At 71.2% G+C, this 11,055-nt stretch carries 11 protein-coding genes and 1 pseudogene; 7 read left to right on the plus strand and 5 right to left on the minus strand.

Going from position 1 to position 11,055, the window contains the following annotated elements:
* The 4 genes and pseudogenes from ACYVD1_RS33745 to ACYVD1_RS33760 form a co-directional block, all read left to right on the plus strand.
* Window positions 1-127 (plus strand): annotated as a pseudogene (locus tag ACYVD1_RS33745) (IS481 family transposase); the annotation flags it as partial.
* 21 nt (window positions 128-148) lie between these two features.
* Complete coding sequence (gene tnpB / locus ACYVD1_RS33750) at window positions 149-1,249, plus strand: IS607 family element RNA-guided endonuclease TnpB (protein ID WP_460778543.1); 1,101 nt, start codon at window positions 149-151, stop codon at window positions 1,247-1,249.
* 157 nt (window positions 1,250-1,406) lie between these two features.
* Window positions 1,407-2,411, plus strand: coding sequence for an N-acetylglucosamine kinase (locus tag ACYVD1_RS33755; RefSeq protein WP_460778553.1), 1,005 nt, complete (start codon window positions 1,407-1,409; stop codon window positions 2,409-2,411).
* Between the two features lie 119 nt (window positions 2,412-2,530).
* Window positions 2,531-3,379 carry a siderophore-interacting protein gene (locus ACYVD1_RS33760; RefSeq protein ID WP_460778544.1) on the plus strand — a complete coding sequence of 283 codons (849 nt, stop codon included), beginning with the start codon at window positions 2,531-2,533 and terminating at the stop codon, window positions 3,377-3,379.
* Between the two features lie 31 nt (window positions 3,380-3,410).
* Here ACYVD1_RS33760 and ACYVD1_RS33765 read toward each other — a convergent pair whose 3' ends face one another.
* Both ACYVD1_RS33765 and ACYVD1_RS33770 read right to left on the minus strand, forming a co-directional pair.
* A complete protein-coding gene (locus ACYVD1_RS33765) occupies window positions 3,411-4,769 on the minus strand; it encodes a dihydrolipoyl dehydrogenase family protein (RefSeq protein WP_460778545.1) in 1,359 nt (452 codons plus the stop codon).
* Between the two features lie 341 nt (window positions 4,770-5,110).
* Window positions 5,111-5,842 (minus strand): MBL fold metallo-hydrolase, encoded by a 732-nt coding sequence (locus ACYVD1_RS33770; protein WP_460778546.1) that lies wholly within the window; start codon window positions 5,840-5,842, stop codon window positions 5,111-5,113.
* Between the two features lie 207 nt (window positions 5,843-6,049).
* Between ACYVD1_RS33770 and ACYVD1_RS33775 the strand changes: the two genes are divergently transcribed.
* Complete coding sequence (locus ACYVD1_RS33775) at window positions 6,050-6,682, plus strand: trimeric intracellular cation channel family protein (RefSeq protein WP_460778547.1); 633 nt, start codon at window positions 6,050-6,052, stop codon at window positions 6,680-6,682.
* Between the two features lie 49 nt (window positions 6,683-6,731).
* Here ACYVD1_RS33775 and ACYVD1_RS33780 read toward each other — a convergent pair whose 3' ends face one another.
* Both ACYVD1_RS33780 and ACYVD1_RS33785 read right to left on the minus strand, forming a co-directional pair.
* Window positions 6,732-7,154 carry a VOC family protein gene (locus ACYVD1_RS33780; RefSeq protein ID WP_460778548.1) on the minus strand — a complete coding sequence of 141 codons (423 nt, stop codon included), beginning with the start codon at window positions 7,152-7,154 and terminating at the stop codon, window positions 6,732-6,734.
* Window positions 7,155-7,219: 65 nt separating this feature from the next.
* Window positions 7,220-8,173, minus strand: a complete 954-nt coding sequence (locus tag ACYVD1_RS33785; RefSeq protein WP_460778549.1) for a LysR family transcriptional regulator — start codon at window positions 8,171-8,173, stop codon at window positions 7,220-7,222.
* A 130-nt stretch (window positions 8,174-8,303) separates the two neighbouring features.
* Here ACYVD1_RS33785 and ACYVD1_RS33790 point away from each other — a divergent pair, with 130 nt between their 5' ends.
* Entirely contained in the window at window positions 8,304-9,227 is a 924-nt protein-coding gene (locus ACYVD1_RS33790) for a threonine/serine dehydratase (RefSeq protein ID WP_460778550.1), read from the plus strand.
* Between the two features lie 137 nt (window positions 9,228-9,364).
* On the plus strand, window positions 9,365-10,036 hold the full coding sequence (locus ACYVD1_RS33795) for a lysophospholipid acyltransferase family protein (protein ID WP_460778551.1): 672 nt from the start codon (window positions 9,365-9,367) through the stop codon (window positions 10,034-10,036).
* A 79-nt stretch (window positions 10,037-10,115) separates the two neighbouring features.
* Here ACYVD1_RS33795 and ACYVD1_RS33800 read toward each other — a convergent pair whose 3' ends face one another.
* Window positions 10,116-10,868: a class I SAM-dependent methyltransferase gene (locus tag ACYVD1_RS33800; RefSeq protein ID WP_460778552.1), complete on the minus strand. Its 753-nt coding sequence runs from the start codon at window positions 10,866-10,868 to the stop codon at window positions 10,116-10,118.
* Between the last annotated feature and the right edge of the window lie 187 nt (window positions 10,869-11,055).

Genomic DNA, 11,055 nt, shown 5'->3' on the forward strand with positions numbered 1-11,055 from the left:
GTCTGAGAGCGAGAAGCGGGAGGCGTTCGGCGAGTGGTTGCACGAGTACAATCACCACCGGTTCCATACCGCCGTTGGCGGTCCTCCCGCTTCCCGCGTACCTAACCTCTCTGGTCAGTACACCTAGCAGGCGCCGCGGCCGGCTTCGATGCCTGTGCTGCCGCCAAGCGGGGTGATCGCAAAGGTCCGAGGGTGGGGGGTACCGCGGCCCAAGTCCAAGCACCGGGCCCCGCTCTCCTGCCGCTTCACCACCGGCACCATCCGGTGCGAAGACACCCGGCGCCACATCAGGCTGCCGGTGGTGGGGCGGGTGCGTACCCATGAGTCCACCCGCAAACTCCACCGCCGCCTGGCCAACGGCACCGCGCGCATCCTCTCGGCCACGGTCTCGCACCGTCGGGGGCGGTGGCAGGTGTCCTTCCAGGTCGAGATCGAGCGCGCCCCCACCACTCCGGCCCGCCCGCAGGGGGTGGCCGGGGTGGACCTGAGCCTGACGTCCCTGGCGGTGGTCGCCGACAACGACGGCGGGGCGCGCCATGTGGCCAACCCCCGCCACCTGGAGGGGGCACTGACCGACCTGCGCCGGGCCTGCCGGAGGGTGTCCCGGAGGCAGGGCCCGGACCGGCGCACCGGACGCCCTCCCTCGAAGCGGTGGGTCAAGGCCAACCGGAAACGCAACAGGGTGCACCACCGGGTGGCCAACCTGCGCACCGATGCGCTGCACCACCTGACCACCAGTGTGGTGCGCGAGTACGGCACCGTGGTCATCGAAGACCTCAACGTGACCGGGATGGTCAAGAACCGGCGTCTGGCCCGTCGCATCTCTGATGCGGGGTTCGGGCAGATCCGCCGCCAACTGGACTACAAAACCACCTGGAATGGCGGGCGCCTGGTGGTGGCCGACCGGTGGTTCGCCAGTAGTAAGACCTGCTCGGGGTGCGGGGCGACGAAAGCCAAGCTGCCGCTGCACGTCCGGGTGTTCGACTGCGACGCATGTCCCCTCGTGCTGGATCGGGACGTCAACGCAGCACGCAACCTCGCCGCCCTGGCGGCGCAGGTGGGCAGTACCGGTACCGGAGTGGCCGGAGACCGGGGAGCGAGGGCTCCGAAGGCCCGTGGAGCCGACCGTAGGACCCGCACTACCCGCACCCGCCGCAGGGCGGGTGCGGGGCGGGCCGGTGGCGCAAGACCGCACAAGCGGAAGGAAACGGGACACCGTCGTCAGGACACCCAACCCAGGTTGTGGTGACACCGTCACGGACCTTTCGTGCACACATGCACGGGATGCTGATGTTCGCTTAAGACATCAGCAACGGCGAGTAACCCGCACACCGGCGGGGCACGTTTCGGATGTGACGACACGAGAGACACCCCCTCCCCCCGTCGGCCCCGCCCTCGTCGTGGGCGTGGACGCCGGGGGCACCACCACCCGGGCCCTGGTGACCACCCTGGGCGGTGAACGCCTCGGCGAAGGCTGGGCCGGGGGCGCCAACCCCAACACGCACGGAGCCGAGCGGGCGGGCGAGCAACTGACCGAGGCGGTCGGCACCGCCCTGGACCGCGCCGGGCCCTGGGCGCGGGAAGCTGTGGCGGCGGGCGTGATCGGGTTGGCCGGCGCTTCGGCCCTGCGCGACGGCAACGTCCGGGCCCGCATGGAGGGCGCCCTGGCCAAGGCCGGGCTGGAGCCGAGCGGGCAGGAGTTCACCGGCGATGACACGGTCGCCTTCGCCTCGGGCACCCTGGAACGGGACGGCACCGTCCTCATCGCCGGGACCGGAGCGATCGCCACCCGGATCGAGGGGCGGCGCCGCGGCAGGTCCGCGGACGGCATGGGCTGGCTGATCGGCGACGAAGGGTCGGCCTTCTGGATCGGCCACCAAGCGGCAAAGGAGACCGCCCGCCAGCTCAGCCTGGGCGGGGAGCTCAGTCCACTGGCCCGTACCGTGGCCAAGCGGGTCATCCCCGGTCAGCGGCCGAACGACACGGACCGGTGGCCCGAGGAGCACGCGCGCAATTTCGCCCGCACCCTCACCTCCGGCCCGCCGGTCGGCCTGGCCGAACTCGCTCCGCTGGTCACCGACGCCCACGCGCTCCATGACAGGGCGGCCGAGGTGATCGTGAACGCCGCGGCGGGCCACCTGGCCCAGTCGGTGCACCAAGTGCGCGTGCCCGGCGAACACCTGCCCGTGGTCCTGGCCGGCTCCGTCCTCGCGCACTCCGCCCCGGTCCGCGAGGCCCTGACCCACAAGCTCACCATGGGCACCGGATCGCCGGTGATGCTGGCCGGGTGCACCTCCGGCGGCGCGGCGTGGCTGGCGGCTGTGCGCGCGGGGGCCGACGAGCGGGATGTCGAACTGCACGACGCCTTCACCGGGGCCGACCGCACCGAGCCGCACGCGAAGACCCGTTGAGAACCCTCGCCCCTGGGTTCTGCCCACCTCCGGCGTGCCCGGTTCCAGTTTGCCCACCGTTGAGGCAACCCCTAGGGTAGGCATGGTTAGGCTTACCTAACCCAACGAGAGGGGGTGCCGTGACGGAGCGGCGAGCACGACCGAAGGCGACCGTACACACCGGCCGGGTCGAGCGGGTGGAGCAGTTGACCCCGCACATGATCCGGGTCGTGCTGGGCGGTGAAGGGCTCTCGGCGTTCGCCGCCGGCGGCGCCACCGACAGCTACGTCAAGCTGCTGTTCCCGCCGCCCGCACCGGACGAGCCCGAGCACTACGACCTCGAAGCGGTCCGGGCCGAACTCCCCCGCTCGGAGTGGCCGGTCACCCGCACCTACACCGTGCGCACCTGGGATCCCGTCACCCGGGAACTCACCATCGACTTCGTCCACCACGGCGAGGCCGGCCTGGCCGGGGTCTGGGCGGCCGGAGCCAAGCCCGGGGACCGGCTCCGCTTCCTCGGCCCCGGCGGCGGCTACGCCCCCAGCCCCGAGGCCGACTGGCACCTGCTGGCCGGGGACGAGAGCGCCCTGCCCGCCGTCGCCGCCGCCCTCGAAGCGCTGCCGGAGGCAAGCCCGGCGCACGTGTTCGTTGAGGTAGAGAACGCCGCCGAGGAACAGCCCCTAACGGTCCGGGAGGGCGTCCACGTCCGCTGGCTGCACCGTGGGGGCGGTGTCGTAGGGTCCAAGCTCGTCCCGGCCGTGCGCGCTCTGGAGTTCCCCGCCGGTGACGGGCAGGCCTTCGTCCACGGCGAGGCCAACTTCGTCCGCGACCTGCGCCGACTCCTCCGCGTGGAACACGCTCTCCCCAAGGAGCGCCTGTCGGTCTCCGGCTACTGGCGCCTCGGCCGCGACGAGGACGCCTGGCAGGCCGCCAAGGCAGAGTGGAACAAGAGCGTGGAAGCCGAGGAGGCCGCAGCACTCCAAGGCTGAGTCGGCGGGCACACCGCCGGGCGGACCGGTCTCACACGTCCAAGGCCTCCAAGGCGTTCAGGTAGCCCTCGTTGAACGTGGGGAACTGCGGAATCGAGTCGCGAAGGGCGGCGATCGGCAGGCCCATGCGGATCGCGAGCGCGGCGGTGTGGATCCACTCCGAGGCGAGCGGGCCGAACGCCCAAGCTCCCACGAGCACCCCGTGTCCGCGGTCGGCCACCAGGCCCAAGGTGCCGCTCGGGTCCGTCTCCATGGTCCAAGGGCGGGCCAAGGCCGCGGTCAGGTCCGTCTCGGCGGTGGCCACGTCGATGCCGCTTTCGCGTGCCTGCTCCTCGGTCAACCCCACCGCGGCGATCTCCGGATAGGAGAACACCACCCGCGGAACGGCCGTGTAGTCGGCCACGCGCTCGGCGCCGAGGATGTTGTCGGCGGCCACCTTGCCCTGGTACTTGGCCACGTGCGTGAACATCGACCTCGCGGTGACGTCCCCGACGCCCCACAGCCCGGGTGCGGCCCGGCAGCGGTCGTCGACGGGCAGCGCACCGCCCTCCAGTTCCACGCCGAGCTCCGCCAGCCCCAGTTCCCCGGCCCGGGGTTCGCGCCCGCTGGCCAACACGACCACGTCCGCCCGGACCCGCTCTCCGCCGGAGAGGGCGGCGACGACCTCACCGTCCTCCCACCGCACCGAGGCGACCTCGCTGCCGGTGTGGACGGTGATCCCGTCCCGGTGGAACTGGTCGCCGATCAGTTCGCACAACCGGGGACCCTCGCGGTCCAACAGCCGCGGCCCGCGCTGGACGACGGTGACGCGCGTGCCCATCCGGGCGAGGAACTGGCCCAGCTCGACGCCGACGGCGCTGCCCCCGACCACCACCGCGCGTTCCGGGATCTCGGTGAGAGTGGTCGCCTCGCGGTTGGTCCACACCACGTCCGGGCCCAGGTCCGCCAGGCCCTCGATCGGCGGGACCAGGGCGCCCGACCCCGTGGCCACCACGACATGGTCGGCGGTGTACTCGATGTCGCCGACCGCCACCCGCCACGGGTCCACGCCCACGATCCGCGCCGTGCCCCGCAACGTCAGGGCCCCGCGCTCCCGGTAGTTCGCGACCTGCGCGGAGTCGTCCAGGTGGCGGATCATCTGGTCGCGGTAGTCACGCAGCCCGGGCCAGTCCAGGCCAGGGGTTCCGACCCCGGCGGCACCGGCCGCCTCCTGGCGCACCTCCGGCGGGCGCAGCAGCACTTTCGTGGGGATACAGGCCCAGTAGCCGCACTCGCCGCCGACGAGTTCGCGTTCGACCACCGCCACCCGCTTGCCCGCGGTGAGCAGGCGGTCGGCGACCGTCTCACCGCCCGGCCCCATACCGATGACGATCGCGTCGAGGTGTTCCATGCGCCTTGCTCCGCCCGTGGTCCGGTGCTCCACCCCCGATGGTGTCCCCGAAAGCACGGCACGGGAAGACCCGACACGCGTGCGGGAACGGCCAGGGACCGCGCCTGCCCCCCGCCAGGACCCCGACGGCCGGGTCCGGGCAGCAGTATCCAGTCCGGACACACGCTGGCCCCGGCACAGGTACCCGCCCCGTCGCGGCCGGAAGGTACGCAACGTATGCCCGGCCCGCCAACACCGGCGTCAGGGGCCAGTTAGCGGTAGGGACCGGGCTCTGCTGCGCCACCGCAGGCCCGTCTCAGGAGTTGGCCTGAGCAGGGCTGCCCCCGCAATCTGCTGAGAACTCAGGCGTGGGGCGTGTCAGCGAAGGCGTCCGGAGCGGTCCGAATGAGCGCGGCGGCGTCGGCAAGCACGGGTTCACCGTGCCCGAATCCGGCGATTCCGGCACCGGTCTCCGCGATCCGCAGTGCGGAGCGCCGGGTCTCAGCTCGGTCCACGTGGAAGGTACCGAGCACCACCTGCCCATGGAACTCCGCGAGAGTGTCACCGGTCAGTACCACGTCAAGGTCCGGGATATGCAGCGCGACGCTCCCATGTGTGTGCCCTGGCGTGTGCAGCACACGCGCTCCACCACCGAAATCGATGGTGTGGCCGTCGGTCAGCTCGACGTCCACCCGACAGGCCGCGGCCTTCGGCGGCTCCGTCGGCTCAGCGCTAACAGCGCGTTCCGCGTCGGTGAAACAGGGCATTGGCCCGTCCGCCGTTCCACGGATCACCGGAGCCTCGGGCGCTCCCGCGGCCACTTCAGCGTTGGACCACTCGGAAATCTCCGCCGCTGCCCCGGCGTGGTCCTCGTGGAAATGGCTCAGGACGACGCGCTCGACGTCCCTACGGCCGCGCCCCAGGGCTCGGAGCGCGGATTCGATGAGAGGTGCGCTGTCAGACCATCCGGTATCGAACAGTGTGACGCCTCTGGGGCCCAGCCAGATGTAGGAGTTGAGCAGATGTGCTCGTTCGCCGGGCAGACGCAACCGATAGAGAGCTGGGGCGATCTCCAACAAGTCAGGGTCATCCATGGATCGACACTACCGGGCGCCAACCCGCGCAGGCTCTTCAACGGTCCGGGCAGCGAGCTCCCACCGGAGGACGGCGGTGAGGCGTGCACGGGGCGGCCGTGGGGCGCCTCACAGCACTGACGTGCGAGAACTGAGCGGTTTCGTGCTGTACTTCTTGGTTGGCACTCGGTCCGACCCGGAAGGAAGCGCCACTCCCGGCGCAGGCACATGTCCACGCAAGACATCATCCTCATCCTCGACCTCGCAGGGGTCTTCGCCTTCGCCCTGGACGGGGCCCTGACGGCGATCCGCAGCGCACGCGTGGACATCGTCGGCGTGATGTCCCTAGGTGTGGTGACCGCCATCGGCGGCGGCATCATCCGCGACGTCCTGCTCGGTGAGACCCCGGCGACCTTCCAGGACTGGCGGTACCTGGTGACCGCGCTGTCCGGGGCCACGCTGGCGTTCTTCCTCAGCCGCCAGCTCAGGCACCTCGCCAAGCCGATCCTGCTCTTCGACGCCGCGGGGCTGAGCCTGTTCGCGGTGATCGGGGCCACCAAAGCGCTGGAACACGGGTTCGGTCCGCTCCAAGCGGTGATCCTCGGCGTCATCACCGGGGTGGGCGGCGGCACGATCCGCGACACCCTCCTCAACCGGGTACCCACCGTGCTCAGCGCCGACTCACGGCTGTACGCCATCCCGGCGATGCTCGGAGCGGGGTTCGTGGTGCTCGTAGACCTGACCGGGTTCGGCGCGGGGTGGATCGCCGTGTTCGGCGCGCTCCTGTGCTTCACGGTGCGCGTGCTGTCCCTGCGCTACCGGTGGAACGCGCCGCTGCCGCCCGGAACCCCGCCGGTGTAGGACGGGGCGCCGGGCGGACCGTGATGGTGCCGGCCAGGGACGGTTCCGGTCAGGGGAAGGACGGCGGCTGGACGATGACCTGCCACAGGTGGCCGTCCAGGTCGGCGCAGACCCCCGAGTAGCCCCACGGGTACCGCTGGGGTTCGGTCACGACCTCTCCCCCGGCGTTCCTGGCGCGCTCCAACACGTCGGCGACATCGCCCTCCGCTGGGACAGCCATGCTCAGCAGGCACTCGCTGGTGCCGGGCGGTGCGACCCGGCGATCCTCGCCCACGACCCATCCGAACCCTCCAGTGGGGACCAGCATCAGCAGGGCCTGGTCGTTGAGCTTGAACTGCAGCGGCTCGGGCACGCCGTCCTCGGCCGGTTCACCGACGGGTGCGAAGCCGAAGGCGTCACGGTAGAAGACCATCGAACGCCACCGGTCGGCGATCGGCAGGCTGACGACGAGGGGGCCAGCGGGTGCGGCCATGGTGGGCTCCGTTCTCCGGTGTACACGGCATCCTGTCCCGTACCGACCTCGGATGTCGCCCGGACTCATCGCGTGCCCTGCCGGCTTCCCGGTTCCTTCCGGTCCCCCGGTTCGTTCTGGCTGCTGAGGGCGTGGGCGGTGCGGCGAAGGGTCGCGACCATGGCCGGGACCGGCTCGGGCGGGCGGCGGCGGTGCACGGTGTAGATCTCGCGGGCCAGGTGGGTACCGCGCAGGGGGCGGCTGACCCATCCGCCGCCGCGGGCCGCGCCCAGAATGCTCTGGGGAATGAGCGCCACGCCGACCCCCGCCTTGATGAGGGCGAGAGCGACCTCGTAGTCCTGGGTCTCGTAGGCCACGGTCAGGCGCACTCCGGCGGCCGCGGCGGCGGTGTCCAGGCTGACCCGGTTGTGGATGCCGGGCGCCCCGCAGATCCACTCCTCGTCGGCCAGGTCCGCCAAGGAAAGGTCTCCGCCGACGATGGGGTGGCCGGTGGGGGCCACCGCCATGAGCGGGTCCACCAGGAGGCGTTCCCGGTGCAGGCCTCCCGTTCGGGGCAGCGGCACGCCCGGGTAGCGGTGGGTGACGAGCAGGTCGAGGTCCCCGGCGGTGACCAGGCCGTGCCCGCCGGGCGGTTCGATGTCGGACAGGGACAGGCGCACGTGCGGGTGTTCGTGGCCGAACACCGCGAGCGCCTCGGGCAGCAGCACCTTGCCCGCGCTGGCGAAGGCCCCCAGGGACAGGCGGCCCGGGCGCTCCCCGGCCACGGCACGGACGGCGGCCTCGGCGTCGCGCAGCTCCCCGAGGACCCGTTCACCGTGTTCGAGGAGGACGAGCCCGGCCTCGGTGAGGGTCGCCCCGGTGCGGCCGCGCTCGACGAGCACGCATCCGGCTTCCCGTTCCAGCTTGGTGAGCTGTTGGGAGAGCGCGGGCGGGGTGAAGGAGAGGCGTTCGGCCGCGGCGGCGATGGATCCGGCGTGCGCGATCTCCACCAGCACCCTCAGCCGGTTGGCGTCCAGCACGGCACCTCCCCTTCCGCTCGGTTCTCACTCTTGCCCTACCAGCAAGAACGATGTCTGACACAAAGCTCTGCTTACTATTATTTAGCAGACCCAACTTTAAGTTAATGGACAGTAGGGGCAGGGTGGGAGCATGAGCACCACGACCGCACCCGCCGTGCCCACGGCCACCGACGTCCGCGCCGCAGCCGAGCGGATCGCCCCGCACTCCCGCCGCACACCGGTGATACACACCGAGGTCGACGGGCGTCGGGTCAGTCTGAAGCTGGAGCACCTCCAGCGCACGGGTGCGTTCAAGCTCCGCGGCGCCCTCAACGCACTGCTCGGCGGCGCGCCCACCGGCCGGGTGATCACCGCCTCGGGCGGCAACCACGGTCTGGGCGTGGCCACGGCGGCGCGGATCCTGGGTGTGCACGCCACGGTGTACGTACCCGAGACGGTGCCCGAGGCCAAGGCCGCACCCCTGGAGGCCACCGGCGCCGAGATCGTCCGGGTCGGCGAGCACTACGCCGTGGCCGCCGAGGCCGCCCTGAAGCAGGCCGAGTCCGAGGGTGTGCGGTACCTGCACGCCTTCGACGACTCCCTCGTGGTCGCCGGCCAGGGCACCATCGGCTTGGAGGTCGCGGCCGACGCGCCCGAGTGCGACTCCATCGTCGTCGCCGTGGGCGGCGGCGGCCTGGCCGCCGGTGTGCGCTTGGGTGCCGAGGGCCGCCGTGTCGTGGCGGTCGAGCCCGAGGGGTGCCGGAGCATGCACGAGGCGATGGCCGTCGGCCACCCGGTCCGGACCGAGGTGGAGTCGGTCGCCTCGTCCGCATTGGGCGCAGCCACCCTGGGGCAGGTGCCCTTCGAGGTGCTCCGCGCCAACCCGGTCACGCCCGCGCTGGTCAGCGATGCCGAGATCATCAGCGCCCAGACCCGCCTCTGGGAGGAGTTCCGCATCGCCACCGAACCCGCGGCCGCCGTCCCCTTCGCCGCATGGCTGGCCGGGCGCGTTCCTGGCGAGAACCCCTGCCTGGTCGTGTGCGGGGCCAACGCCGACTGGCGGCTGTCGAGCTGATTCCGACTTTTCCGCACCGATTCTCCCGGTTCGCCCGGTAGGTGACGTGGCGCACTCCGTGCCCCCGAAGCCATTGTTACCGACCGGTCACCGTTACATTGTTCTCGGCGCTGTCCGACAAGAAAAAGGGAGAACACGTGCTCTACGGTGCGTTGCGGCAGTCGGCTTCGGTCCTCGCCCGGACGCTGTGCCGACCCACCATCGAGGGCCGTGAGAACGTCCCCATGACCGGCCCGGTCCTGCTCGCCAGCAACCACCTGTCCTTCGTGGACAGCGTCGTCATCCCGCTGTCGGTGGTCCAGCGCCCGGTGCGGTTCCTGGCCAAGTCCGACTACTTCGAGACGCCCGGTGTCAAAGGGCGGATCACCAAGACCGTGTTCAGCTCCCTGGGCGCCATGCCGGTCCGGCGCGGCAACGCCCGCGACGCCATGATGTCGTTGGAGATGATGCTGGACCGGCTCAACGACGGTGAGGCCTGCGTGGTCTACCCGGAGGGCACCCGTTCCCGCGACGGCCGCCTCTACCGCGGCCGCACCGGCGTCGCGCACCTGGCCATCGAGTCCAAGGCCCCGATCGTGCCCGTCGCGGTCTCCGGCACCCAACGGGTCCAGCCCATCGGCGCCAACATGCCGCGCCCCCACCCCTTCACGGTGCGCTTCGGCGAGCCCATGGACTTCTCCAGCGGCTTCGACAGTATGGCCCCGGGCAAGGCCCGCCGGGTCATCACCGACCGGGTCATGGACGCCATCCACGGCCTCTCCGGCCAGGAGCGCGCGAACGAGTACAACACTTTCGGCGCCGACGAGTAAGCCGACGAGCAACCCGCGGGGTCGAGAGCCCGCAAGCCCCGGCCGCGGGACACGGCACGGGGTGGGCGCTCACCCCGGGTCATCCCGCCTCGGGCAGCCGGTAGGTCGACACGTGCGAGCGGGACTCCCCGGTGAACTCGGACCCCTTCCAGTCGGCGTGCCGTGACTCCAGTTCGAACCCGGCGATCCGCGCCATGAGGTCGAGTTCGGCGGGCCAGATGTACCTCTGCTTCACCCGGCCCACCCGTGCCTCGCGGCCCTCGCCGAACTTGAAGTGGTGGGAGACGAGGTGCTGGAGTACGACGTCGTAGGTGTCCAGGCCGACATAGCCGGTCTTGGCGGAGAACAGCAGTCCGTCCTGGCCGGGTGGCAGGCGCCGCAGTTCGGGGACCCCCAGCTCCACGACGAACCGCCCTCCGGGGGACAGGTGCCTGGCCGCGTTGCGGAAGCACTCGACCTGCTCCTCCTGAGTGAGCAGGTTCGAGATCGTGTTGTAGACCAGGTACACGAGCGAGAACTCGCCCGGCACGGAGACGGTGGCCATGTCGCCGACCGTCACGGGGATCTCCGCTTCGTCGGCCTTCGTCCGCAGCCGGGCGAGCATCGCCTCGGAGAGTTCGATCCCCGTGACCGGCACACCCCGCCTGGCGAGCGGCACAGTGACCCGGCCGGTACCGGCGGCGAACTCGAGCGCCGCACCGCCGCCTGCCAGTTCGGCCAGGCGGTCCACGGCCGGACCGAGCTCCTCGGGCGCGAACATCCCCTCACCCGGGGTGTCGTAGTTCTGCGCGGTCTCGGTGTCCCACACCTGCTCTGACTCAACATCGCTCATCCGGGCAACCTAGTGCCCGGAACCGCCCGCCGCCACGGGTTTTCCGGCGCGGCGGCGGGCTGGCAGCAGGTGACCGCGGGCTCTAGCTTGTCGTTTAAGCTGCTTGCTTGTCTCTAGAGCGGCCCGTGGTGCCCGTTTTATGCTTTTTCGGAACCTCGTAACGGGGAGCTGGACGCTTGTTCCAGCT

This window comes from Nocardiopsis nanhaiensis, assembly GCF_054778635.1.

Bases quoted from the DNA above. Each gene is read 5' to 3' on its own strand.
- ACYVD1_RS33780 (WP_460778548.1), bottom strand. From the start codon at position 7,154: ATGGCCGCACCCGCTGGCCCCCTCGTCGTCAGCCTGCCGATCGCCGAC.
- ACYVD1_RS33800 (WP_460778552.1), bottom strand. From the start codon at position 10,868: ATGAGCGATGTTGAGTCAGAGCAGGTGTGGGACACCGAGACCGCGCAG.
- ACYVD1_RS33770 (WP_460778546.1), bottom strand. From the start codon at position 5,842: ATGGATGACCCTGACTTGTTGGAGATCGCCCCAGCTCTCTATCGGTTG.
- ACYVD1_RS33765 (WP_460778545.1), bottom strand. From the start codon at position 4,769: ATGGAACACCTCGACGCGATCGTCATCGGTATGGGGCCGGGCGGTGAG.
- ACYVD1_RS33775 (WP_460778547.1), top strand. From the start codon at position 6,050: ATGTCCACGCAAGACATCATCCTCATCCTCGACCTCGCAGGGGTCTTC.
- ACYVD1_RS33790 (WP_460778550.1), top strand. From the start codon at position 8,304: ATGAGCACCACGACCGCACCCGCCGTGCCCACGGCCACCGACGTCCGC.
- tnpB (WP_460778543.1), top strand. From the start codon at position 149: ATGCCTGTGCTGCCGCCAAGCGGGGTGATCGCAAAGGTCCGAGGGTGG.